18 protein-coding genes and 1 pseudogene are annotated in these 25649 nt (G+C 62.5%); 11 read left to right on the top strand and 8 right to left on the bottom strand.

Annotation, left to right across the window (positions count from 1 at the left end):
- Positions 1 to 120: 120 nt before the first annotated feature.
- Both gltB and VGE08_RS14445 read right to left on the bottom strand, forming a co-directional pair.
- Positions 121 to 4782, bottom strand: coding sequence for a glutamate synthase large subunit (gene gltB / locus VGE08_RS14440; RefSeq protein WP_331068606.1), 4662 nt, complete (start codon positions 4780 to 4782; stop codon positions 121 to 123).
- Between the two features lie 364 nt (positions 4783 to 5146).
- Positions 5147 to 5596, bottom strand: a complete 450-nt coding sequence (locus tag VGE08_RS14445; protein WP_331068607.1) for a hypothetical protein — start codon at positions 5594 to 5596, stop codon at positions 5147 to 5149.
- 256 nt (positions 5597 to 5852) lie between these two features.
- Between VGE08_RS14445 and VGE08_RS14450 the strand changes: the two genes are divergently transcribed.
- Positions 5853 to 6917 (top strand): CsgG/HfaB family protein, encoded by a 1065-nt coding sequence (locus VGE08_RS14450; RefSeq protein ID WP_331068608.1) that lies wholly within the window; start codon positions 5853 to 5855, stop codon positions 6915 to 6917.
- A gap of 75 nt (positions 6918 to 6992) precedes the next feature.
- On the opposite strand, the gene aac(6') is transcribed toward VGE08_RS14450, so the two are convergent.
- Entirely contained in the window at positions 6993 to 7463 is a 471-nt protein-coding gene (gene aac(6'), locus VGE08_RS14455; RefSeq protein WP_331068609.1) for an aminoglycoside 6'-N-acetyltransferase, read from the bottom strand.
- Between the two features lie 559 nt (positions 7464 to 8022).
- Here aac(6') and VGE08_RS14460 point away from each other — a divergent pair.
- Together VGE08_RS14460 and VGE08_RS14465 are read left to right on the top strand one after the other, a co-directional pair.
- Complete coding sequence (locus VGE08_RS14460) at positions 8023 to 10275, top strand: TonB-dependent receptor (RefSeq protein WP_331068610.1); 2253 nt, start codon at positions 8023 to 8025, stop codon at positions 10273 to 10275.
- A 59-nt stretch (positions 10276 to 10334) separates the two neighbouring features.
- Complete coding sequence (locus tag VGE08_RS14465; protein WP_331068611.1) at positions 10335 to 11588, top strand: MFS transporter; 1254 nt, start codon at positions 10335 to 10337, stop codon at positions 11586 to 11588.
- 68 nt (positions 11589 to 11656) lie between these two features.
- Here VGE08_RS14465 and VGE08_RS14470 read toward each other — a convergent pair whose 3' ends face one another.
- Positions 11657 to 12508: a TauD/TfdA dioxygenase family protein gene (locus tag VGE08_RS14470; RefSeq protein WP_331068612.1), complete on the bottom strand. Its 852-nt coding sequence runs from the start codon at positions 12506 to 12508 to the stop codon at positions 11657 to 11659.
- A 276-nt stretch (positions 12509 to 12784) separates the two neighbouring features.
- On the opposite strand from VGE08_RS14470, the pseudogene VGE08_RS26560 reads away from it, so the two are divergent.
- The 6 genes and pseudogenes from VGE08_RS26560 to VGE08_RS14490 form a co-directional block, all read left to right on the top strand.
- Positions 12785 to 12868: pseudogene (locus tag VGE08_RS26560) on the top strand (hypothetical protein); the annotation flags it as partial.
- 10 nt (positions 12869 to 12878) lie between these two features.
- Positions 12879 to 13073 (top strand): aspartate dehydrogenase domain-containing protein, encoded by a 195-nt coding sequence (locus tag VGE08_RS26370; protein WP_349258703.1) that lies wholly within the window; start codon positions 12879 to 12881, stop codon positions 13071 to 13073.
- Positions 13074 to 13270: 197 nt separating this feature from the next.
- Positions 13271 to 14002, top strand: coding sequence for a GntR family transcriptional regulator (locus VGE08_RS14475; protein ID WP_331068613.1), 732 nt, complete (start codon positions 13271 to 13273; stop codon positions 14000 to 14002).
- A 335-nt stretch (positions 14003 to 14337) separates the two neighbouring features.
- Complete coding sequence (locus tag VGE08_RS14480; protein WP_331068614.1) at positions 14338 to 15105, top strand: sulfite exporter TauE/SafE family protein; 768 nt, start codon at positions 14338 to 14340, stop codon at positions 15103 to 15105.
- A gap of 121 nt (positions 15106 to 15226) precedes the next feature.
- Positions 15227 to 17251 carry a M3 family metallopeptidase gene (locus VGE08_RS14485; RefSeq protein WP_331068615.1) on the top strand — a complete coding sequence of 675 codons (2025 nt, stop codon included), beginning with the start codon at positions 15227 to 15229 and terminating at the stop codon, positions 17249 to 17251.
- Positions 17248 to 17784, top strand: coding sequence for a gamma carbonic anhydrase family protein (locus VGE08_RS14490; protein ID WP_331068616.1), 537 nt, complete (start codon positions 17248 to 17250; stop codon positions 17782 to 17784). The genes VGE08_RS14485 and VGE08_RS14490 overlap by 4 nt, the downstream gene beginning before the upstream one ends.
- Positions 17785 to 17807: 23 nt before the next feature.
- Here VGE08_RS14490 and aroE read toward each other — a convergent pair whose 3' ends face one another.
- Both aroE and hemB read right to left on the bottom strand, forming a co-directional pair.
- Positions 17808 to 18638 (bottom strand): shikimate dehydrogenase, encoded by an 831-nt coding sequence (gene aroE, locus VGE08_RS14495; RefSeq protein ID WP_331068617.1) that lies wholly within the window; start codon positions 18636 to 18638, stop codon positions 17808 to 17810.
- A gap of 4 nt (positions 18639 to 18642) precedes the next feature.
- A complete protein-coding gene (gene hemB / locus VGE08_RS14500) occupies positions 18643 to 19656 on the bottom strand; it encodes a porphobilinogen synthase (RefSeq protein WP_331068618.1) in 1014 nt (337 codons plus the stop codon).
- An 84-nt stretch (positions 19657 to 19740) separates the two neighbouring features.
- On the opposite strand from hemB, the gene VGE08_RS14505 reads away from it, so the two are divergent.
- Positions 19741 to 20349: a DNA-3-methyladenine glycosylase I gene (locus VGE08_RS14505; protein ID WP_331068619.1), complete on the top strand. Its 609-nt coding sequence runs from the start codon at positions 19741 to 19743 to the stop codon at positions 20347 to 20349.
- Between the two features lie 127 nt (positions 20350 to 20476).
- Here VGE08_RS14505 and VGE08_RS14510 read toward each other — a convergent pair whose 3' ends face one another.
- A complete protein-coding gene (locus VGE08_RS14510; protein WP_331068620.1) occupies positions 20477 to 21322 on the bottom strand; it encodes a 23S rRNA (adenine(2030)-N(6))-methyltransferase RlmJ in 846 nt (281 codons plus the stop codon).
- Positions 21323 to 21355: 33 nt separating this feature from the next.
- On the opposite strand from VGE08_RS14510, the gene VGE08_RS14515 reads away from it, so the two are divergent.
- Complete coding sequence (locus VGE08_RS14515) at positions 21356 to 21916, top strand: hypothetical protein (RefSeq protein WP_331068621.1); 561 nt, start codon at positions 21356 to 21358, stop codon at positions 21914 to 21916.
- Between the two features lie 102 nt (positions 21917 to 22018).
- Here the strand turns inward: VGE08_RS14515 and VGE08_RS14520 are convergent, their stop codons facing one another.
- A complete protein-coding gene (locus VGE08_RS14520; RefSeq protein ID WP_331068622.1) occupies positions 22019 to 25219 on the bottom strand; it encodes a S8 family serine peptidase in 3201 nt (1066 codons plus the stop codon).
- Positions 25220 to 25649: the final 430 nt, after the last annotated feature.

A 25649-nucleotide genomic window follows, 5' to 3' on the forward strand; every position in this document is an offset into this window, starting at 1 on the left:
TGGCGGTTAGCGGTTGGCGGTTAGTCGGAATCAGATGCATCTGCAGCGGCAGAGGTTTGCGCCAGTGCTGTTTCCGCACCAACCGCCAACCGCCAACCGCTATCCGCTTCAACTTCCTCATCAGTTGCCTCCCACGCGCGCCGTGTCCTTGGCGTTTTCTTCGAACGCCACCATGATGGCGTCGTCGCCCGTGAGGCCTTGTTCATGGGCGCGCGCAATGCATGCCAGCATGCGGCTGTAGTCACGCGGCAGCACGCGCACGAACTTCTTCACGAACTCGTTCCAGTTGTCGAGCACCTGCCGGGCCCGGCCGCTCTTGGTGTAGCCGTAGTGGCGCTCGATCATCGCACCGACGGCCGCGATCTCTTCCGGCTCTTCCAGCGGGCCGACATCGACCATCTCTTTGTTGACCTTGGTGTCGAAATCGCCGTGCTCATCGAGCACATACGCCACGCCACCGGACATGCCCGCGCCGAAGTTACGGCCGGCGGGGCCGAGCACGATGACGCGTCCACCGGTCATGTATTCGCAGCCGTGATCGCCGACGGCTTCCACGACAGCGTGCACGCCGCTGTTACGAACGCAGAAGCGCTCGCCGGCCATGCCGCCGATATATGCCTCACCGCTGGTCGCGCCGTACAACGCGACGTTGCCGATGATGATGTTCTCGTGCGACGTGAACGTCGAGCCGGCAGGCGGGAACAGGATCAGCTTGCCGCCCGACAGGCCCTTGCCGAGATAGTCGTTGGCATCGCCTTCCAGATAGAAGGTCATGCCTCGCGGCAGGAATGCACCGAAGCTCTGGCCGGCAGAACCCTTGAAGTGGATCTTGATCGTGTCCTCGGGCAGGCCCGCGGCACCATACTTGCGAGTGACCTCGCTGCCGGTGATGGTGCCGACCACGCGATTCACATTGCGAATCGGCAGCTCGGCGTCGACTTTCTCGCCGCGCTCGATGGCAGGCTTGCAGATCTCCAGCAGCTGGGTCATGTCGAGCGACTTCTCCAGGCCGTGATCCTGCTCCATCTGCTTGAAGCGCGGCGTGTTCTCGCTGGAATCCGGCTGATACAGCAGATTGCTGAAGTCCAGACCGCGTGCCTTCCAGTGATCCACGGCCTTGCGCGGCTCGAGTCGATCGACGCGACCGATCATTTCGTCGACGGTGCGGAAGCCGAGCTGAGCCATGAGCTCGCGCATCTCCATCGCAATGAAGCGCATGAAGTTCACGACGTGCTCCGGCTTGCCCGCGAATCTCTCGCGCAGGCGCGGATCCTGAGTCGCGATGCCGGCTGGGCAGGTGTTCAAGTGACACACGCGCATCATGATGCAGCCGGTCGCAACCAGCGGCGCCGTCGCGAAGCCGAACTCTTCGGCGCCGAGCAGAGCGGCGACCACAACGTCGCGTCCCGTCTTCAGCTGACCGTCGGTCTCCACAGCGATGCGGCTGCGAAGGTCGTTCATCACCAATGTCTGATGAGTCTCGGCGAGACCCAACTCCCACGGCAGACCCGCGTGAGTCAGTGACGTTTGCGGAGACGCACCGGTGCCACCGTCGTGACCGCTGACGAGCACGACATCCGCATGCGCCTTCGCGACGCCCGCGGCGACGGTGCCGACGCCAACTTCCGCCACCAGCTTGACGCTGATGCGAGCGTGACGATTGGCGTTCTTCAGGTCATGAATCAGCTCGGCGAGATCTTCGATCGAGTAGATGTCATGGTGCGGCGGCGGCGAAATCAAGCCGACGCCCGCGGTGGTGTGACGAGTCTTGGCGATCCACGGATACACCTTGCTGCCAGGCAGCTGACCGCCTTCACCGGGCTTTGCGCCCTGCGCCATCTTGATCTGGATCTCGCTGGCGCTGACCAGATATTCGCTGGTGACGCCGAAGCGTCCCGAGGCGACCTGCTTGATCGCCGAGTTCTTCGAATCGCCATTCGGCAGCGGCTTGAAACGCGCCGGGTCCTCGCCGCCTTCGCCGGTGTTGCTCTTGCCGCCGATGCGGTTCATGGCGATGGCCAGCGTTTCGTGCGCTTCCTGGCTGATCGAGCCGTAGGACATCGCGCCCGTCTTGAAGCGCTTCATGATGCTCTCGATCGGCTCGACTTCCTCGAGCGGCACCGGATCGCCGAGCTTGAAGTCCAGCAAGCCGCGCAGCGTGCACAGGTTGGTGGCCTGATCGTTGATCAGCTTCGAGTATTCCTTGAACTGCTCGAAGTTGCCGTTGCGCACGGACTTCTGCAGCCGATGGATCGACTCGGGATTGAACAGGTGATATTCGCCATCGGCGCGCCACTGGTACTGACCGCCAACCGGCAACGTGTGGCTGTTGGTCGGACGCTCCGGGAACGCGGCGCGGTGACGCACCAGCACTTCCTGCGCTATCACATCCATGCCGATGCCGCCGACGCGCGATGCCGTCCAGGTGAAGTACTCGTCGATCACGTCCTGACGCAGACCGACTGCCTCGAACACCTGCGCGCCGCGATAGCTCTGGATGGCCGAGATGCCCATCTTCGCCATCACCTTGATGACGCCCTTGGTCGCGGCCTTCACCAGGTTCTTGCAGGCGGTCTTGTGGTCGATATTGGTGAGGCGCTCGTCGCGGATCATGGCGTCGATGGTCTCGAACGCCACATACGGATTGATGGCGCTCACGCCGTAGCCGATCAGCAGCGCGAAGTGATGAACCTCACGCGCTTCGCCGGTTTCGATCACGAGGCTGACGCGAGTGCGCAGACCTTCGCGGATCAAGTAGTGATGCAGGCCGGCGACCGCGAGCAGCGCCGGGATGGGCGCGAACTCTTTGTTCACGCCGCGATCGCTGAGGATGAGGACGTTCACTTCCTCTTCCTCGATCATGCGGCGGGCCATCAGCCGGATCTCTTCCATCGACTTCACCAGGCCCTTCTCGCCGCGAGTCACACGGAACAGGCTGGGCAACACACCAACGCGCAGACCGGGCAGGTCCAGGCGGCGCACCTTGGCGAATTCCTCGTTGGTGAGGATCGGCCACTTCAGCTCCAGTCGACGGCAGTCCGACGGCTGCGGGTTCAGCAGGTTGCCTTCCGAGCCCAGGCGCGTCTCCGCGGAGGTGATGATTTCCTCGCGAATGCAGTCGATGGGCGGATTGGTGACTTGCGCGAACAACTGCTTGAAATAGTCGTACAGCAGGCGCGGCTTGTTCGACAGCACCGCCAGCGGCGTGTCGTTGCCCATCGAACCAATGGCCTCCACGCCGTTTTGAGCCATCGGCGTCAGGATGATGCGCTCGTCTTCGAACGTGTAACCGAACGCGATCTGCCGTTGCAGCAGCGTGTCGTGATCCGGCGCCGGCACTTCGGGCGCGGGCGGCAGATCGTTGACGTGCACCAGGTGATCGTTCAGCCATTGCCGGTACGGGCGCTCGCTGGTGATCGCCTGCTTGATCTCCTCGTCTTCGATGATGCGGCCCTGCTCGGTGTCCACCAGGAACATGCGGCCGGGCTGCAAGCGGCCCTTCAGCAACACGTTCTCCGGCGCGATGTCGAGCACGCCGGCCTCGGAGGCCATCACGACCAGGTCATCCTTGGTCACGTAGTAGCGCGAGGGGCGCAGGCCGTTGCGATCGAGTACGGCGCCAATCTGTTTGCCGTCGGTGAAGGCGATTGCGGCGGGGCCGTCCCATGGCTCCATCAGCGATGAGTGGTACTGATAGAAAGCTCGCTTGTTGTCATCCATGGTTTGATGATTCGACCAGGGCTCGGGAATCATCATCATCATTGCGTGGGGGAGTGAACGGCCGGCTAGAACCAGCAGCTCGAGCGTGTTGTCGAACATCGCCGAGTCGCTGCCGTTCGGATTGATGATGGGCAAGATCTGCTCCATGTCGTCTCCGAACGCCTCGGACTGGAACAGCGCTTCTCGTGCGTGCATCCAGTTGGCGTTGCCCCGCACGGTGTTGATCTCGCCGTTGTGAGCAACGTAGCGATACGGGTGAGCGCGATCCCAGCTCGGGAACGTGTTGGTGCTGAAACGCGAATGGACCAGCGCGATCGCCGTTTCCATCAACGGGTCCTGCAGGTCCGGGAAGTAGGGGCCGAGTTGCTCGGTGAGCAGCATGCCTTTATAGACGAGCGTCTTATAAGAGAGGCTCGCGACATACCAGGACGCCGCGCCTTCCATCGTCGAGGTGCGGATCTCGCTGTAGGCGCGCTTGCGGATCACATACAGCTTGCGCTCGAACGCCAGCGCGTCGGGCAGACTGGGATTGCGTCCGATGAACACCTGCCGCATGTACGGCTCGCAGGACTTCGCAGTGTCGCCCAGCGAGGAGTTGTTGGTGGGCACGGTGCGCCAGCCCAGCACCGTCTGGCCCTCGGACTGCACGATCTGCTCGAAGCGCTCTTCGATGCGCCGGCGCAGGGTGGGATTGCGCGGCAGGAATACGATGCCGCAGCCGTAATGCTCCGGCTCGGGCAGATCGATGCGCGACTTCTTCGCCACCGCCGCCAGGAACTGGTGCGGCATCTGGATCAGCACGCCGGCGCCGTCGCCAGTGTTGGTCTCGGCGCCACAGGCGCCACGATGATCCAGATTGGTCAGAACCTGCAGGCCCTGCTGCAGGATCTTGTGCGATTTCCGGCCTTTGATGTCAACGACGAAGCCGACGCCGCAAGCGTCGTGCTCATGAGCGGGGTCGTACAGACCCTGCTTGTCCGGGCGGGTGGTTCGCAAGCTCCTCGCGGTACCAGCCGCGTGGCTGGCCTCTGCCTTGGAGGCCCCTTCAGTGCCGTTTGTCATGTTGGCCTACCGTTATATCGTCGGGAAATCCGGCCTGGCCATGCCTTCGATGCAAGCGACGCGCATGGCCAGGGCCGCGCAGCGGACGGCCCCCGCGGGAGCGGCAGCGACATTACTGCATCCCAGGAGGAGCCCGGCGCGGGACCGTAGCCGCGGGCGCGCGGCTTGGATTGGCGGCTTCCATACACCGCAATCCCGGTCTAAGTCTTTGATTCAGTAGGGTCGATTCGCGAAGGTTGGCGGCGCGTAAGGCCGGCAGGGCCTCGACGCGGACAAGCGCGTTGAATACAACCCGAAGGAATGTCATCCATATTACAGAGGTCGGTCCCTGCGTCAATGCGGTGCCAAAAACAAGGCCCGCCAGTTATTTCTGTATCACGCGCGCGAAAATCACTTTCCAGGCGCCGTCCTCGCGTCGCAGGGCGATATCGAAAGCCTGCAGGTCGGCGGCGAGGTCCCACTGATTGGTTGCCGCGGCATCCCGGCTCACCATGCCGACCAGCACTTGCGCGCGTGCTTCGTCGTCGGCCGGGAATTCCAGCTGCTCGATCCGGGTGAGCAACTGGATGGACTGGTTGGCGATGAAGTAGCCACGCAGATAGCGAGCGATCTCTTCGCGCCCGTTGCCATTGGAGTCGCCGAAGTCCTCGGACAGGTGCTCTGTGAGCTCGCCCACATCCCGGTTTTCGGCGGCTCGCTCCATCTGATCGATGACGGTACGCACCTGCTGCTCGGGCGAATCGCTGTTGCCACAGGCGGCGAGCATCCCAAGCGCAAGAATCATCCAGGTTCGGTGCAGGGCGCGAATGAGCATGGGGGCAGTGTACTGAAGTTGCATTTACCGGCCCGGCTGCCGGCTGGAATGATGCCGGGCCTATGCGGGCCGCCTCCAGATCCAGCGATGCTGGCGAGCGGCCTCGCGGAGTGCGAGCTGTCCGCTTGACCGTCCTCGGGCCGCGTGCTCAGAATCGGCCGGAAACGGCCGACGGTCCAACTGGCCCCAACAAGTATTCATTACCGTTGGCGCATTCAGGGCGCCTGCCTGCTCAGCCGTTGTGGAGACATCTAATATGAAGTCCATCTCGTCCCATGTTTCAGGCGTGAAGACCGTGGGCGTGCGTGCCGCTGTCGCGGCCGCGCTTGCGCTGTTTTGTCTGCCGCTGGCAGCGGGTGCTCAGGGCCTGCTGGGCCAGAAGAAGGGCGAGGGTGGCAGTGAGATCCAGGGCTCGGCCGGGCCGGGCGGCTCGCAGGGTGACAATGGCCTCGAGCATTGTGACAAGCCCATGGGGGCGCTCGCGGTGGTCGAGCCGCAAGATTATGTTTCACAGTCGCTGTCGCGTTACGGCCTGCAGTCTCCCACCGGTTTGATCCGCATGATGGTGCAGCAGTCGAACTGCTTCATCGTCGTCGAGCGTGGCATCGGCATGCAGAACATGATGCAGGAACGCGCGCTGCAGGAGTCGGGCGAGTTGCGCCAGGGCTCGAACATGGGCGGCGGCCAGATGGTCAGCGCGGATTTCGTGCTCACTCCGGCCGTGGTGTTTTCCGAGAACGATTCGGGCGGCGTCGGCGGCGCGTTGGGTGGGCTGATCGGCGGCAGCAAAGGGCGCGTACTCGGCGCGGTTGCGGGCGGACTGAAGTTCAAAGAGGCGCAGACCAGCATGCTAGTGACCGATGCTCGCTCGGGCGTGCAGGTCGCGGCCGCCGAAGGCAGCTCGAAAAAGGCTGATTTGAAGCTCGGCGGTGCGTTGTTCGGCAGCAGCGCCGCGGGTGCGCTGGGCGGTTACACCAAGACCAACGAAGGCAAGGTGATCGCGGCCAGCCTCATGGACAACTACAACAACATCGTTCGCTCGGTGCGCGGCCAGCCCGCCCTGCAGCGCGACGTGGGCACGCTGGCGGAAGAGGCCGGCAAGAAGACCAAGGGCGGCGCGGTGTTCAACGAAGGCGACACCATCGTGCCGAAGATCGGCAACCTCAAGGTATATGCATCGCCAAGCGAGTCGTCCAAGACGGTCGCAACCCTGAGCAAGGGCGAAGAGATGATCTTCATGGGCGAGGAGCAGGACGGCTACCTGAAGATCGAGTCCGGCTCCGGCGGCGGCTGGGTGAGAAAGGTTCTGGTGACGCGCTGACACGCGCGCGACGGAGCGAAGCCGGGCCAGGCGCGAGCCTCGCCCGGCTTTTTTATTCGCGGGGCCGCGGTTGGATCAGGACCGGTCCTCGTCGGACAGCTCTTTTCTAAAACAACGTATCACGCCAACTTCGACAAAGCCGCATTCGCGGTGTGCGGCAGCGCTGACGTCGTTGTCGATCTCCGTGTCCGAGGCGAATTCGGTACACCCATTGCTCGTGGCCCATTCTTCGGCGGCGGCGACGAGTGCGCGAGCAATCCCACGCCGGCGGAATTCCGGCGCGACGTACCAACCTTCGAGGAACGCCACGCGATCGGTGTGACAGCCTTCGGCGTAGGCTCTGATCGACAGCTCCGCGAAACCGATGAGTGCGCCACTGTGTTCGTCGCATGCGACCAGCACCGCTTGCGGCTCGCGCGCGGAGCCGGAGAGAAACCGCTGGATCTCGGCCCGATGCTCCTGCTCCGAAGCATCGGGCCACAATGCATGTCTCAGACGCAGCCAAGACGTTAGATCCTTCTGTTCGACGTGCCGAATGCTTGTCATGCCTCGTGCTTCCAGCGCTTCATGAACCTCGAGGCCGCGTCAGGGCGGCACCAGCTCTCGTCGACAGAATCTTCTCCATCGTTGCCCTTGGCAAGCTCCTCGATCGGTTTGGCCCGACAACCACTTCGGCGCGCGAACCCAAGCGAGGCAATCGTCCGGTTGCTTCTCAATCGACCGGTTGCTTCTTCGGAGACGCGCTGACCCAATTCGCCTCGTCGTTCACATCGCCCTTGCCCATGTACTTCGTATACGCAGTTGCGCAGTCCGGTAGAGCAGCCGCGAAAATACGAGCACGCCGGCCGCTTGCCGTAGTAACGTTCGGTCAGTGCCCTTGCCAGCAACGGACAGCAAATGCGTGGAACGGCCGGCGTAGTCTTCGCGCAGCGAAGGATCGCTTCCCCAAACAGGATCCTTGGTGACCCATCCGGCGTGGCCATGTTGTGAGCGGCCACGACGTAGCCGCTCGCGAGCGCATGCAGGTTGCCTGCGTCAATCGCAGTCTCGAACGTTGGGGTGGGGTTCGATGCCCGCACGGATTGCTTAACTCTGAGGAGCGTGCATGAGAGTCATGAATAGCCGGTTCGCTGGCAGGATGGGCCATGCGGTTACACTCGCGGCAACGGCCGCCGTAACGGTCGCCAATGCTCAGGAGCTGGTGGTGGAGGAACTCATCGTCACCGCCACCAAGCGCGAGACGACCATGAAGGACATTCCCGCGGCCATCGGCGCGGTGAGCGGCGATGCGATCCGGGAGAGCCAGGCGTTTTCGCTGGAAAATTTCTCGCGCCTCGATCCCTCCATTCAGGTGAACAATCGTGGCGTAGGTGACAACCAGATCATCGTTCGCGGCATCTCCTCATCGGGCAAGCCCACAGTCGGCTTGTACTTCGACGAAGCTGTCATCACCGGTCTCGGCCTGGACGGCGGCAGCGACAATCAGCCCAATATCCAGCTGCACGACATGGAGCGCGTGGAAATTCTCAAAGGCCCGCAAGGCACGCTCTTCGGTGCGGGTTCCATGAGCGGCACAGTGCGTTTCATCACCAACAAGCCCGACTTGTCGAAAGCCTCGTTCGCTTTCACCGGCGCGGCGGCCGGCGTCAAGGACGGCAACGAATTGTTTCAGGGCGAGGCGGTGGCCAACGTGCCTCTGATCCAGGACAAACTCGGTGCACGCGCCGTGGTGTGGGGCGACACGGGTGGCGGTTACATCGATCAGAATCGCGATAGCCGCCGCTTCGAAGATGTCAACGATCAAACCGTGTGGGGCGGCCGTCTGTCGCTGACCTCGCACGTCACCGACGCGTTCAAAGTCACGGTGATGGGCTTGTATCAGGAAAGCGAAGCGGACGGTTCGCAGTACTTCGAATTCGGCCAGCCCGAATACCAGAACGTATCGCCCACGCAGGAGCCGTTCGAGGACGAGATCAAGCTGTTCAGCGTGATCGCCGACTACGACGCGGGCTTCGGCATTTTCACCGGCACGGCTTCCTACATGGACCGCCAGCTGTTCTTCTCGCGCGATAGCACGCCGACCGCCGACCGCTTCAATCTCGGTGTGGATCTCGCGTATCACCAGGCGCAGGATATTTCCAACCTCTCCTCGGAACTGCGTTTCGCTTCATCCTTCGAGGGCCCGCTGCAGTTCGTGACCGGCGTGTTCTACGCGGAGCAGGAATCCGAGTCGCAGAACGCCGCGCTGGTGGCCGATTCAGTAACCGGCCTTGCACCCTGCAATTTCCACTACGACTGCGTGGCCGCGGGTTTCGCGCGTGACGACGTCAACTCCTGGACGAGTCTGGTCACTATCGATCAGTTCGCCGCCTTCGGCGAGCTCGAGTACAAGCTGACCGAGCAGCTGACGGCGATGGTGGGGTTGCGCTATTACGAGGCCGACATCGGCCAGCGCAACATCACCCACCAGGGCCTGCGCCATCCGGTGGTCATGCCGGTGCAGACCGCGGACATCCTGTCGCTCGATGTGGTTACAACGCAAGACGAGCTGAGCTACAACTTTGCGCTGGCCTATGCGGTGACCAACGACACGACGTTGTACGCGCGTGTTGCTTCCGGCTTCCGTCCCGGCGGCGCGAACAATTCCGATGCAGCGGCTGAACAGCGCATCACCGTCCCGGATGCATACGATTCGGACACTTTGTGGAGCTATGAAGTCGGCGCCAAGAGTTACTTCTTCAATCGCGCGATGTACACCGAGCTGGCCATCTATCGCATCGACTGGACCGATCAGCAGATTTCACTGACCGATCCGGGCGGCACATTCGTGTACATCGGCAATGCCGGCAAGAGCTACGTCAACGGTTTCGAGCTCACGGTGAACGCGCAGCCCACCAACCGGCTGTCGTTGTCGTTGGGTGCGACCTACACCGACTCGCGCCTGTCGGAAGACATGCCCGTGCCGCCGCCGCCGACCGATCCGGACGAAGACCCGATGCCGTATGGCTTCGACGGCGACCGGATTCCCTACACGCCGAAGTGGTCGTTCGCTGGCCAGGCGCAGTATGAATTGCCGCTCTCGGCATCGCTCACTGGCTACGCCAACACCAACTTCAACTATCGCGGCGCTTCGTACACCAACTTCAACAGCACCTTCGATGACTATCAGGAGGCCGGCGACTATTTCCTGGTCGGCCTGCGTCTGGGCGTGCACTGGGAGGCTTGGGATACCAGCCTGTTTGTCGACAACGTGACAGATGAAGTGCCGGAGATCGGCTTGCGTGTGACGGGCGACGGTTATCGCGTCTACACCACGCGGCCACGTACCATCGGCGTGCGTGTTTCGACGCGCTTCTAAGACCATTGCGAGTTGCGGCGGCCGTTCCCAAACGGCTGGCGCGATTTGCCGGGCCCTTCATGACTGAGCAGAGAACTTTCTGGCGTGGCTGGTCCACCGTCGTGGTGTGCCTGCTAGGCATCTCCACCGGGCCGGCGGCGTTCGGGCTGGCTTCGCTGTTTCTATTGGGTGGCCCGATCGGTGAGGAGTTTGGCTGGAGCCGCACGGCGATCAGCGCGGCTGTGTCGGTGATGATGTTGTGTACGGCCCTGTCGCTGCCGTTCATGGGGCGACTGGTCGACCGCTGCGGCGCGAAGCAGGTGCTGGTGCCATCCATCATCATCTTCGGCCTGTGTTTCATTGCGGCCTCGATGATCGATTCGTATTGGCAGTTCATCGCACTATACGTCGCGATGGGCACCATCGCCGTCGGCACGAACAGTGTGCCCTACATGCGCGTGTTGACCGCGTGGTTCGATCGCAGGCGTGGGCTGGCCATCGGCATCGCCGGCAGCGGCACGGGCCTGGGGTTTGGCTATGTGCCGCTGGTGACGGAGCAACTCGTGTCGCACTTCGGCTGGCGCGGCGGCTACTTCGGCCTCGGCCTGATCATGCTGCTGTTCACGCTGCCGATGGTCTTGTTTCTATTGCACGAGAAACCGCAGTCATTGGGCTTGCACCCGGACGGCGCGGCGTCCGACGCAGTCGTCGCTCATCCTGTGGCGCGCGGCGATTCGCTGAGCGAAGCCATACAGCGACGCGACTTCTGGAGTTTGATCACGATGTTCTCGGGTCTGGCGTTCGTGCTGTACGGCCTGATCGCGCACATGGTGCCCATGCTGCAGGATCGCGGTGTTCCGGTGAGCCAGGCATCGTGGCTGGCGTCCGGGTTTGGCTGGTCGGCTTTCGGCGGGCGTTTGTTGATTGGCTTCCTGGTGGACCGTTACGACGCGCGCCACATCGCTTTCCTGTTCTTTTTGCTGTCGGCGGTCGGGCTTGCGTTGCTGTCCCTGCAGATGCCGATCTGGGTGTTCACGGTGGCAGCCATCATATTGGGCGTGAGCCTCGGTGCCGAGGTCGACATGCTCGCGTATCTAACCAGTCGTTACTTCGGCCTGAAGCACTTCGCGCAAATTTTCGGTGCGATGTTTTCGGCAGTGATGGTGGCGATGAGCTTGGGTCCGCTGGCCTTCGGTGCGGTGTATGACTCCACCGGCTCGTATCGAGCCATTCTGGTGCTGGGAGTGCCGCTGTGCGTGCTGGCGATCGTGCTGGTACTGCTGCTTCGGCCCTACGGCGAGCGCGCTCGCGGTGGCCCCGTTTCGGTGACGTGACCGGCCCAAAAAAAGCCCGGGAGCGATGACGCGACCCGGGCATGCCTCGATAAGTCGGGGGGGCTGGCTCAAGCCGATTCCTTCGGACCGCCTTTGTCGGCGATCTGCACGCGGAAGCCGGAGCGCAACTGCGGGTAGTAGTCCCAGATCGCCAGATGTTGCGTGCAACGGTTGTCCCAGAACGCCACCGAATGCGGCTCCCAGCGGAAGCGCACTTGGAAGTACGCGTTCTCGCAATGGTGGAACAAGAACTGTAGAAGCGCGGCGCTCTCGGTTTCAGGCAGGTCGTTGATGCGTGCCGTGAAGCCCTTGTTCACGAACAGCACTTTGCGACCTGTCACCGGATGCGTGCGAATGACCGGATGAACCGCAACCGGAAATTTGCCGTCAGGATTGAAGCGACCGAAGGCGAGCTTGCCATCGTGGGTCGCAGTGAGGCCCTCGAGATAGGCCTTCATGCGATCGGACAATGCGTCGTAGGCGGCATACATGCTCGCGAACACCGTATCGCCCCCCAACGTCGGCAGCGTGTGCAGATACAGGATGCTGCCCATCGGAGGAATCGTCGCGCACGACATGTCGGTGTGCCATTCCTCGCCAGCGACATGCTTCGAGTCTGCATCCGCTTGCAACTTGCGCACTTCGGGATGATCCGGCAGGCCCTGCAATGCATGGATCTGCAGCTCGCCGAAGTATCGGCCGACGCGCTTCAATGACGCCGGATCGAGCCGCTGCTCACGGAAGAAAATCACCTGATGGTCGGCAAGCGCCTGATTCAGGTCGGCGACCTGCCGCTCGCTCAGAGGTTGAGTGAGATCGATGCCGGAGACGATGGCACCGATGGTCGGCGTAAGCCGGTTGGCCCTGAGGGTCTGGTAGCTCTGGCTGGGCGAAATGGCTGGCTGCGGGTTGACGGCCATGAGTATCTCGATGTCGCGAACGATCTTTATCAACGAATTTGCAACGGCAAATCTAACGAACCCTGAGCGAACGTGGCGATGATCGCTGCCGGGACGCGCTTTGGGACGGCCACGGCCTGGGGACTTTACGGATAAAGATGCGGCACAAAGGTAGTATGGTCATACGATATTATCAAATACACATGACGCATTCCGCGGGCGGCAGCAGTGAGGCAGTTGATGTTCAGGCCCTGATCGAGGCGCGTCCACAGACCGTGCTGGAAGTGCGCAGGCCATTCAGCTGTTGAAGAGCTCGCTGCGCCGTTGCTGCGAGCGGGAATCGACGTAGTGATCTGCTGCGTCGGCGTGCTCGCGGACGACGCAATCAGAAATGAAGGCGGCTTTGATTTATCCCAAGAACGTCAATGTGGCCCTGGCAATAGCATTGGTGTGCGTGGGAATGGACGCGACCCGGGTGCGGCGGGTGTCGTCGCGCAACGTCACCGAATCCGCTCGGGCGGATCGAGGCACGAGGCTCGTTCGGTCATTTCCGCTTGAATATTTTCGCGCGTGCAGCGGCCGATAATCCGAAAATTTCGGCGCTGACAGCGTACAGTATCCTGCAATGCGCCCGCCTCGGCGGTGCCTTGCCCATCTCGGGCATTTGCTAGCGGTCGACGCCAGCATCTTTCTGCAATTGAGTCGCTGCTCCGGACCGTCGCGTTTGGTTCGAGCGCAGCGTGGTCGCGTAGGATCTCCGGCAAGCAAGTTTGAGGAAGGACCTTGGAATACCAGGATCTGCGAATCGTCGAAAACCCCACGCTGGTGCGTGAACACGCGCTGGACAAGCTCCGCAGCGCTATCAGCCGCGGGCTGTATCCGCCGGGTATGAGGTTGGTAGAGCGCGAGTTGTGCGAGGCGCTTGGCGTCAGCCGCACCTCGGTGCGTGAAGCGCTGCGCCAGTTGCAAGCGGAGAACCTGATTGAAGTTGGCAAGCGCCGCAATATCACTGTTGCGGTGGTCTCGTCGAAAGACGCCGAAGACATTTATCTGTTGCGCGAAATGCTGGAGACGTCGGCAGTCGAGCGTTTCGTGGCGATTGCCGACGAGAACGCCATCAAGAAGCTGGTGCGCATCCACGAGGATTTGCGCAAGGTGCTCAACAAGGGCGACGTGCGAGAGCTGGCCATCATGGCTGGCGAGTTCTACGAGACCATCCTGAATGGCTCGGGCAGCAAGGTGATCTCGGATATGGCGCGCCAGCTGTTGACGCGCGTCAATTATCTGCGCATGCGATCGATGGCTGAACCGCATCGTCTCGAAGATGGCATGCAGGAGTGGGATCGCTTGATCGAAGCCATCGTCGAGCGCAATCCCGAGGCTGCGGCCAAGGCGATGGCCACTCATCTGGCGAATGCGCGCAAGGCGATCGTGGCCAAGCTCAAGCAGGAAGAAGAGGAAGCGGCTGCGGCTGCTGGTTCGTCGGAGCAGGCGGCGGCGCGGCGATCGGGGTGAGTTCTTGAGCTTCTCGGGCCGGCGCGCCTGCGTCCCGATCATGGTGTGATGATCCCGGTCGGCATCGTCGCGTCCCAAACGCGAGTTGCCGATCGTGCCTTTGTATGTAAATACGGTGTACACGTCTGCGCCGACGCCTGCAGAGAGCTGGCGGCTCGGTGAGTTACTGCGCACACACATCGCCGACGTCTGCGCAGCGGACACGCGAGTAGACCTGCTTGCCGGTGGTGGGTTATCACTTATCACACTGGCTTGGCGTGTCGGACGAAGGGCGCGTGAACGAGACCTGGGACCGATAATTCATCGGCACAACAACACGAGGCAGGCTTTCTTTGATGACTTCCTGGGATCTGGCGATTGCCGCGCTCGCGGCGATCGGGGCGGGTGCGGTCAACGCATTGGCGGGCGGCGGCACGTTGATCAGCTTTCCGGTGCTAGTTGCGCTGGGTGTACCGCCGGTGGCGGCGAATGTTACCAATGCGGTGGCGCTGTGCCCGGGCTACTTCGGCGCGACCATCGCGCAGCTGCGCAATCTAAGAGGCCAGCGCGGACAGCTGCTGTTGCTGGTGCCGGTCGCGGTGCTGGGTGGTCTCGTGGGCGGCATGATCCTTCTGCGCACAGGTGAGCGGACATTCACTGCCCTCGTGCCGTGGATGATTCTGGCCGCGTCGCTATTGCTGGCGGTTCAGGAGCCAGTGAAGAAATTCGTGGTCAAGCGACTCTCGAACCCCGACCACAAGCATCACACCATGGCGTTGTCGGCCGTGCCGATCGCGGCGGCGGCAATCTATGGAGGATTCTTCAGTGCCGGCATGAGCGTGCTGCTGCTCGCCGTGTTGGGATTGGTGCTCGATGACACACTCACGCGTCTGAATGCGCTGAAGCAGGTTCTGGCATTCAGCGTGAACGTCGCTGCCGCCATATTTTTTCTGTTCTCGGATAAGGTGATCTGGCTGGCCGCGGCAATGATGGCCGTCGGTGCGCTCTTGGGCGGCGCACTCGGCGGCAAGCTGGCCGGAAGACTGCCGCCGGCCGTGCTGCGCTGGGTGGTGGTCGTCGCGGGCGTTTCGATCGCCATCATCTACTGGGTGAAATCCGCCTAGTCATCCCCATCTGGCAGTGATCCCGCCGGGGGCGAGCCGAGCTCGCGCCGGCGGGTGTCATTGGCCTGCCGAGGTCTCTAGAATCGGCGGTCCGCTCACGCCTGCCGTATCCGGGGTTCACATGACTGCTGCCAGCGCTGCCGATTTTTCACTCGATCTGCCGGTATTTTCCGCGATCAAGCCCGCCGAAGTGGAAGGGAATCTGCGCGCCCTGCTGGACAGCAACCGCGCCGAGCTGGAGCGCCTGCTGGCCACCGACAATCCGACGTGGCAGTCGGTCATTGTCCCCCTGGAAGAAATGCAGCATCGCCTGTCGCGCACGTGGTCGCCCATCGGGCACATGAACGGCGTGGTGAACAGCGACGAGCTGCGCGCCGCCTACAACGCCTGCCTGCCCTTGCTGACCGCCTGGAACACCGATCTGGCGCAGAACGAGCGTCTTTACAAGGCTTACGAAACGGTACTGAAGAACGAAGGTGCACAGCTCACCTCGGGACAGCGCAAGCTGGTCGAGAACGCCTTGCGCGATTTTCGTCTGGCCGGCGTAGCGCTGCCGCCGGACAAGAAGCAGCGTTACAAGGCGCTGGTCGAACAGCTGGCCACGCTGCAATCGAAGTTCGACGAGAACGTGATGGATGCGACCAACGCCTGGTCGCGTCACCTCACCGAGCAGCAGGAAATTGCCGGGCTGCCCAAGCCCATCGTCGAGCGTGCCCGGGCCGCCGCTGAAGCGAAGCAGTTGAGCGGCTGGTTGTTCACTCTGGATGCGCCGAACTATCAGGCCGTGATGATGCATGCCGCGCACGAGCCATTGCGTCGTGACTTCTACCATGGCTGGAGCACCCGAGCGTCGGATCAGGATGGCAATGAGGGCCGATGGGACAACACTGCGCTCATGGAGCAGATCCTCGCCGTGCGGCATGAAGTCGCCGGGCTGGTGGGCTTCCCGAACTATGCCGAATATTCGCTGGCGACCAAGATGGCGTCGTCGGTGCCAGAGGTGCGCTCTTTCCTGGAGCAGCTGGCTGCCAAGAGCAAGCCCATTGCTCAGCAGGAGTTCGAGCAGCTCACCAAATTTGCCGGCCGCGAGCTGAATGCGTGGGATGTCGCGTTCTATGCCGAGAAGCTCAAGCGCGAGCGCTTCGATCTGTCCGAAGAGGCCTTGCGCCCATACTTCCCATTGCCTCGCGTGCTGTCCGGGATGTTCTCGGTCGCCGAGAAATTGTATGGAGTGAAGATCGTCGAGCGCGGCGGCGTCGATATCTATCATCCCGACGTTCGCTTCTACGACATCCTCAACGCGGATGGCTCACTGCGCGGCGGCTTCTTCGTCGATCTGTATGCTCGCCCCAAGAAGCGCGGCGGCGCATGGATGGATGAGTGCGTGGGGCGCAAGCGGCTGGGCGGGCCGACGTCGCTGCCGGTCGCCTACCTGGTTTGCAACTTCATGCCGCCGGTCGGTTCACAACCGTCGCTGCTGACTCATTCCGAAGTGGTGACGATGTTCCATGAGTTCGGTCATGGCTTGCATCACATGCTGACGCGCGTCGACTATCCGAGCATTGCGGGCATCAATGGCGTTGCCTGGGATGCCGTGGAGCTGCCGAGTCAGTTCATGGAGAATTTTGCGTGGCGTGCCGAAGTGATTCCGATGATCTCGGCGCACGTCGAAACCGGCGAGCCACTGCCCGAGGCGGAGCTGAATCGTCTGCTTGGCACTCGCACCTTCCAGGCGGCCATGCAGACCGTTCGTCAGCTGGAGTTCGCGCTGTTCGATCTGCGCATTCACAGCGAGCTCGTGCCGGGTGCTCCGAGCAGGATCATGGAGATCCTGCAGGAGGTGCGTGCGCAGGTCGCCGTGGTGAAGCCGCCGGAGTTCAACCGGTTTGCGCATAGCTTCCAGCATATTTTTTCGGGCGGCTATGCCGCGGGGTACTACAGCTACAAGTGGGCGGAAGTGCTGGCGGCGGATGCATTCAGTGCGTTCGAGGAGGGCGGCATCTTCAATCCCGCAGTGTCGAACAAGTTCTTGTCGTCGATCCTGGAGCAGGGCGGAAGTCGGGATGCGATGGAGGCCTTCGTCGAATTCCGCGGCAGGAAGCCGAAGATCGAACCGTTGCTGAAGCAGCTGGGGCTCGCCGCGTGACGCTCCGAACCTACCGGAATATCGCGCCTGCATTGGGCGCGCGGGTCTATGTCGATCCGGCGGCGGTCGTGATTGGCAAGGTCACGATTGGTGACGACTCGTCGGTGTGGCCTACGGCCGTCATTCGCGGCGATGTGCATTCCATCGAGATCGGTGCTCGCACGAGCATTCAAGATGGGTCCGTACTGCACGTCACGCATGATGGACCATATGCGCCGGGCGGACGTGCGCTCATCATCGGCTCCGATGTTACGGTCGGCCATCGAGTCACGTTGCACGCGTGCACGATCGGCAACGCATGCCTGATCGGCATGGGCTCGATCCTGCTCGACAACGTGGTGACCGAGGATTTCGTGATGATCGGCGCGGGCAGCCTGGTCACGCCGGGCAAAGTCTTGCAGTCACGCGGGCTCTACGTCGGCAGCCCGGCGCGGCGCATGCGTGATCTTACGGACAAGGAGATCGAGTTCCTCACATACTCGGCCGCGCACTACGTCAAGATCAAGAACGAGTATCTGCAGGCTGGCGCCTGACTGGCTGTCGGGCGCGGCGAGTTTCAAACCTGCGCTTTGAGCGCTTCCAGCACCGGCTTGGTATCGGGCTTGATGCCGCGCCAGAGCAGGAACGATTCGGCGGCTTGCTCTACCAACATGCCCCAACCGGTCTCCGCGCGTCCCGCGCCCACGGTTTTGGCCCAGCGCGTAAAGGATGTGTCGCCCTTGCCGTACGCCATGTCGTAGCACAGTGTCGCCGGGCCGATGGCGCCGCGAGGAATGGGTGGAATGTCATCTTGCAGGCTGGCCGACGTGGCATTGATGACCAGGTCGAATACCCCGTCGCTGATTTCTTCGAAGGCGCAGCCGCGCACCGTGCCGAGCCGCTCGAACTCTTCGGCGAGATCGACTGCGCGTTTCGGGGTTCGATTCGCGATTTCGATGCACTCGGGCCCCTCGGCCAGCAAAGGACCGATGGCACCGCGAGCCGCACCACCCGCGCCGAGTAACAGAATGCGCGTGCCAGCGATGTCGAAACCGAGATTGCGTGTGAGGTCGGTGACCAGCCCCGCGCCATCGGTGTTGTCACCGAGCAGACCATCGTCCCGCATCGCCAGTGTGTTTACGGCTCGAGCAATTTCCGCGCGCGGCGTCCGGTAGCGCGTGACGATATTCGCCGCCTGCTTGTGCGGCACCGTGATGTTCAATCCTTTGCCGCCAGTGGCGAAGAATGCCGCCACCTCACGCTCGAAATTCTCCGGCGTCACGGACATGCGCGTGTAGCTCATGGCCTGATTGGTCTGCTTGGCGAACATTCCGTGAATGAATGGCGACCAGCTGTGCTGGATGGGATAACCCACCACGGCGTAGCGATCCACGGCATTATCGTTCATGGCGTCATCTCGCTTCTTTGAGCCACGCCGCCGCCTTCTTGGCGAAATAGGTGAGAATCCCGTCCGCGCCGGCGCGGCGAATGGACATCAATGTTTCCAATACGATGGCGCGCTCGTCCAGCCAGCCGTTGCGAAACGCCGCCATCTGCATGGCGTATTCGCCGCTCACCTGATAGACGAACGTGGGCGCGCCGAAAGTGTCTTTCACCCGGCGCACGATATCCAGATAGGGCAGGCCGGGCTTGATCATCACCATGTCCGCGCCTTCCTGCAGGTCGAGCGCCACTTCGCGCAGCGCCTCGTCCGAGTTGGCGGGGTCCATCTGGTAGTTGTACTTGTTGCCCTTGCCGAGATTGCCGGCCGAACCGACGGCATCGCGGAACGGGCTGTAGAAATTCGAAGCATATTTCGCCGCATAGGCCAGGATGCGGGTGTTGATGTGCCCGCCCAGCTCCAGCGCTTCGCGAATGGCGCCAATGCGGCCATCCATCATGTCGCTCGGTGCGACCACGTCGGCTCCCGCTTCGGCATGCGACAACGCCTGTTTGACCAACGCTTCGACAGTAATGTCGTTGACCACGTAACCACTAGCATCGGTGATGCCGTCCTGGCCATGCGTGGTATACGGATCCAGGGCCACGTCGGTAATGACGCCCAGCTCCGGCACGGCTTTCTTGACGGCGCGCACCGCGCGCTGGGCCAGGCCTTCGGGATTCCAGGCTTCCTTGCCATCGTTGCTCTTGGCCGAGGGCTCGGTCACCGGGAACAAGGCCAGCGCCGGAATGCCCAGCTCGACCAGAGATTCGGCCTCGCGCACCAGCTCATCGATGCTGACCCGCTCGATCCCCGGCATGCTGTCGACGCTCTGGCGGCGCGACTGGCCGTCGATCACGAACATGGGGTAGATGAGGTTGTCGGTGCCGAGCGAGGTTTCGCGCATGAGACGGCGCGAAAAATCGCTGTAGCGCATGCGGCGCAGGCGCGTGCGGGGGAATTCTCCTGATTGCAAATTAAACATGACGGCTTCCGGCGTGCGTGACTGCCAAACTTCGCGGCTCGATCTATCAGACAGCCAAAGTCTACACCCGTTGCATAATAAGCCATGCCATCAGCCACCCGTGAACCCACCCGTTGCACCTGGCCGCTCGGCGGCAACGCGCTGTACATCGAGTATCACGACAAGGAATGGGGCGTGCCGGCCTGGGACGACCGCACCCAGTTCGAGTTCCTGATCCTGGAAGGCGCGCAGGCCGGGCTGTCCTGGTCGACCATTCTCAACAAGCGCGAGGGCTATCGGGCCGCCTTCGCCGGCTTCGATCCTGAACGTATCGCCAGGTTCGGCAAGCGCGACGTGGCGCGGCTGATGAAGGACCCGGGCATCGTGCGCAACCGGCTCAAGATCGAGGCCGCCATCGGCAATGCCAAGGCATTCCTGGCCTTCCAGGGCGACTTTGCCCGGCACTTGTGGAGCTTCGTGGGCGGCAAGCCCATCCAGAACAATATCGCCGAGCACGGCCAGGTTCCCGCCACCAGCCCGGAGTCGGATGCGCTCAGCAAGGACCTGAAGAAGCGCGGCTTTCGCTTCGTCGGCAGCACCATCATCTACGCGCACATGCAGGCTACCGGGATGGTGAACGATCATCTCACCAGCTGCTTCCGGCACAAGCAGTGCAAGGCTTTGGCTAAGCAGCGGTTGGCGGTTAGCGGTTAGTGGTTAGTAGTAGCCACTAACTGCCAACCGCCAAGGTCAGTAGTTCTGACTAGCCACTAACCGCCAACCGCCAACCGCCAAGGTCAGTAGTTCTGACCAGCCACTAACCGCCAACCGCCAACCGCTGCTATTCCGGCACGAGCCAGCGAACGCTCACGCCACCGGCGCCATCCTCGGCGAGCGCCGCGTGCGCTTCTTGAAGCGCGGGTGCGATCTCTTCGTCGAACTGCCACGGCGGATTTGCGATCACGAGGCCGGACCCATTCAGCCCCAGCGGCGAATCGGCGGGTCGGACGCTGAGCTCGACCAGCAACAGCTTGCGCAGTCCGGAGGTTTGCAGCGACAAGTGCAATCGCTGTGTTTCGCGGCCCGCCTTGATGGGATACCACACCGCGAACATGCCGTTCGGCCAGCGACTCAATCCCAGCAGCAGCGCGCGCTCGACCTGGGTGAACTCGTGCTCCGATTCATAAGGAGGATCGATCAGCACCAGCCCGCGATTTTCACGCGGCGGCAAATAGGTTTTCAGCGCGGCATAACCGTCGCCGCACACCACCGACACGCCGCGTCGGCCGCGAGTGGCCTGTTCGAGCGCCTGCGCTTCCGCGATCTGCTTTTCCACGAGCACGATGCGATCGCCGGTGCGCAACTCCCGAGCGGCGAGCACCGGAGAGCCTGGATAACGCCGCGTCGTGAGTGCCGAAATCTCTTCCGGGGAACTAACCGCGTCCAGATAGCGCCGAAGATCTGGACTGGCGCGACTGATGCCTGTCACGCGCCCCACGCCGTCCTGCCATTCGTTGCCGCGTAAGGCGTCGTGGGACAATAAGTCGTACCAGCCGCGGCCGGCATGAGTGTCGAGATAGAACAGGGGCTTGGGCTTGCGCTTGAGCCGTTCGAGCAGGGCCAGCAGCACGATGTGCTTGTGGACATCGGCGAAGTTGCCGGCGTGGAACACATGACGATAATTCACAGTCGAGACTTCGAGGCTCTATCGGGAGATGCCATGATCGTACTGAATTCTCCAGCGCGAGGCTCTTCGATGAGAGCTGCGGTGCGTTGCCGCCGTACCGTTCTCGCTGTATTGGCGCTGACGGCGCTGAGTGCGGGCTGCAGCAGCGGTGCCCGCGAGGATGCAGGTGACCGTGATGCTGCGCAGCCCGCATCGGTCGAGGACAGAAGGGCGATCGTGGAGAAGGAAGGCAAACCAGCCTCGCCGCAGCGCGCGCCGAGCACCGAGGCGGTGACTCAGGGCAGCGGCGAAGTGCCGCCGCAAATACTCGCAATCTTTCAGGACGATCTGGCACGCCGCGCACTGGTGAAGCACGATGCGATTACCGTCGTCAGCGCGACCGAACAGGAATGGCCGAACGGTGCGATGGGCTGTCCGCAGCCTGGCGAGATGTATACGCAGATGATCGTGCCCGGCTACCGCGTCGTCATGCAGGCCGCTGGCAACCGCTACGCGTATCACTCCGACCGGCGCGGCAACTTCATCGTGTGCGCCAACGGCTTGTCGTTTCCTCCAGTGAAGGAACAGGTCAGGAATCCGGCGCCGGCCGAATGAGCGGGCCGCGACGGTTCGCGGTCCCGCGCATCGAAGTCCCGCGCATCAAATAAAAAGGCCCCGGGCATTGCTGCCCGAGGCCAGAAGTCGATCGTCCAATGATCAGAACTTGATCTTGCCACCCGGCGGTGCGACGAACAGCACCTCGGTGTCGCGGGTCGCACCACCACAGTTGCTCGCGGTGACGCAACGATCGCCATCGGTCTGGATCATCACGCCCAGCTCCTTGGTGGTGCCGGGAATCTGGCCGAAATCATGCACCGTGAGGTTGCCGCTGGCGCCGCCCGCCAGATCGCCGCTCGTTTCCGCGAAGTAACGTTCGCCGAAGGGCACGATCTTCAGGCCCTCGATGGCATCGCCAGGACCGCCGAAGTAGAAGTCGTCGGCATACACGGAGACCCCGATCAGGCGGCGCGCTGCCACGTCGTCGGCAGTCAACCCGAACTGCTCCAGGCACGCATTCAACACCGTCGTGCTGGAGTTGGTCGGATGCTCGACGAACCAGAACGCTTCCGCATCGCCGCTGGCGAGATTCACCGACCACGCCAGTTGCCGGCCATCATCCAGCGCGTTCAACGACACGTCGCGATTGAGCAGCCAGTAGTCCTCGGCGCCGTCGTTGTCGATGTCCAGCGAGATGCGATGATCCACCGCCACCGGCAGCGTCTCGCGTTCCCACATGTTCACCGCGAACGACCACAGATAGCCCGAGGTGCAGATATCGGTCGGCACCGGGAAGGTTTTCACACCCACCGCGCGCAGATCGGGGCGCGGCGCGTTCTCGCCACGTCCGCCCGGCGGCGTATTCGGGCTCGTCGCCAGCAACGAGTAGGTGTTCAGCTGCGCGGCACCGACGCCACGGTTCTTCAGCTTGATGGTGCCCGTGCCGTCCCGGCCTGCCGTCCAGTTCTTGCCGCTCAGCACCTGGGTATTCGCCGATCTACGCGGCAACACGTGCCAGGGCAGCGAGAATTTCTCCGGCTTGCCGCCGAACAACGAGACCTTCTCGAACACCAGGTAGCCGTCGTACTCCTGCAGCGTCAGCGGCACCGGATTCGGGCCGTCCGCGCCCGCGTTCATCAGGTTGTTGCGCAGCTTGCTGCCTTCAATGGTCATGAATACATCGAGGGTGCGATCGCCCTTGCCGGGCACCGCGATCAGCGGCAACGCATGGATCTTCACCGCGCCGTTGTTGCGATCGTTGGCGAAGCGATAGGTGGGCTGCACCTTGAATATCGCCGGCTGCTTGGAGCGATTGAAGACGCGCACGCGCTGCTTGACCAGCACTGCCTTGTCGGCCACGTCGACGAAGCCGAAGCTCACGCCGCCGCCGCGAGTGCCTTTCTTCACGAGGTCGAAGCCGTAAGCGCCGGCTGTCGCCCTGGCGGCGCGGTCGACACGAACTTCACCGCCACCGATGCGAGCGATCGGTGCCAGCGAATCCGGAATCACACCGGACGGATTGCTCGGCTGCTCGATATCCACCTCGGCGTTGTTGATCAGCAATTGTTTCAAGCGCTGCGGAGCCAAAGTCGGATACAGCTCCATCAGCAACGCCGCCGCGCCCGCCACCATCGGAGTCGCGCCGGAAGTACCGCCGAAGGCATCGGACTGATTGCCGGTGCCCGACATCGCCGATACCGACGCACCCGGCGCGCCGATCTCGGGCTTGATGCGGAAGTCTTCGAACATCGGTCCGCGCGAGGACGTGGACGTGACCGAGCTGATCAACGGGAAGTTGTGGTCGGGGTCGAAGCGCACGGTCGCGCCGCTGCGGATCGCGTTGGCGTCGGCCAGGCTGATCATGTAACCCGGAATGGTGATGGGCACGCCATCCGCGAAGGCACCGTCGAATGGCGCCGTGCCGTCGACCATGCCGATCACACCTAGCAATGCGCCGCCTGCCTGAATGTTGCGGATCTTGTCGGCGAATGTGCAGCTGCCGCGATTCACCAGCGCGATCACGCCAGTCAACGAGTTTGCCGGGAAGGGCGTGCAACCGAGCGCATTCGATGGCGTGTACACCACCGGAGCCTGCACGGCCGACGTGAGCGCGGTCGACCAGGATTGATGAATCGCACCACGATCAGCCGGTGTCACCGCAGGCGAGACGATCGTCAAGAGGTCGACGACTGCAGACGGCACGGCAGTCTGAGCAACTGACAGTGCGGTGACGGCGGCAGCAGGCGAGCCCGTGATGAAAGGCTTGTCCGAGCCATTGCCTGCCGCTGCGACTGTGAACGCGCCGAGCTTGGTGGCGCGATCCACCGCCGCAGACAGGTCGTCGTCGAACGGTTGGCCGTAATCGGAGCCGAGTGACATGTTGATGATGTCGGCGCGATCTCTGGGATCGCCGTCGCCATTGGGATCGACGGCGAACTCCATCGATTGCATCAGTGCGATGCCGCTGCATCTCGATGTGGGCACTGCGCAGGCCTTGATTGCGTACAACTTCGCATCGGGGGCGACACCGTTCTTGCCGGCGATGATGTCGGCCACGTGCGTGCCGTGACCGCCGAACGTGCTTTGATCGGGAGCCGCGATCGGATCCGGATCGGGCGCGAGCGGCGGGCTGCCAGCCTGACCGTTCCAGGCTTCACCGACGAAATCGTAACCGCCAATGACTTTCGCCGTAGGAAACAAGCCATCCGTCGTAGTGTTGCGCGGATCGGCCGCCGAGGTGCCCCAAGCATTTGCGTAAGCTTCGGCGGTGCCTGCGCCGCCCAATGCCGCATGCGTGTAATCGATGCCGCTATCGATCACCGCGATGCGCACGCCTTTGCCGGTCACTCCCAGACCTTGCATCGTTTCGGCGCCGATGTATGGAACGGTTTCGGTGAGGTTGCGCTTGTAGTTGCCGGTGGGCGCGACGCGAGTAACCGCGCGGTCGTTGGACAACGCCGCTACTTCGTCGGCATCGATTTCCAGGAACACCGTATTCGCCACCAGCTGCACCGAGCCGATCACCGTGGCGCTCGGCGCGCTTTGTGCGATACGGCCGATGAACGCGGTTTGCTCGACCAGCACATCGGCTTTCGAATTGCCGGTGCCATCGCCGACCGCTGGAGTATTCAACGAAACGGCAACCTGAACACGAGCCTGTGCATCGGACCTGCGCAACAGCTGTGCGACATCATTCAACTGCGAACGTGCTGGCGCCTGCATGCGCGACTCCAGTCGTTTGGAGCTGGTTTCTCGAGCGCGCTGAGCCGCGCTGGCATCGGCTGCCACCACCGTCAGCACGGTAGTGACGATCAGCGACAGTGATCCTACTGCCGTCCTCCTGCGAGAGCTTCTTTCCATGATGGTCCCCTAAGGTTCTTGAACCCGCGGACGCAAAAACCGGGCAAACGGCCACCCGGCATCACGCCGGCGAGCGTGCTGCTTACGTCACGAACAGAACGAGAAAAGAGACACGATCACGCGGCGCTTGCCATTTGGACGCGGCACGTTCTTGGAATCGAAAGTGCGCGGGCCGCTTTCGAAACATCCGTAAAAGACGTGACTTTTATCGGACTGGTTGCAGATCCGTGGCCAGACGGGTTACGTCGTATGCGCAATCGTTGCAGCCGACGCTACTCCTGACGCGCGGCTATTGAGAATCACTTAAATGGGTGACAGCTCAGAACAGCTCGGCCTGTTTCCAGAACGCAGTGACCAGCGTGCAGCGACGCTGCATCGATCGCAGTCTGGAACTGGCGTGTTGCTTCAGATGGGTGAGATCTTTGGCGCA

This window comes from Steroidobacter sp. (assembly GCF_036406195.1).
Classification (GTDB): domain Bacteria; phylum Pseudomonadota; class Gammaproteobacteria; order Steroidobacterales; family Steroidobacteraceae; genus Steroidobacter.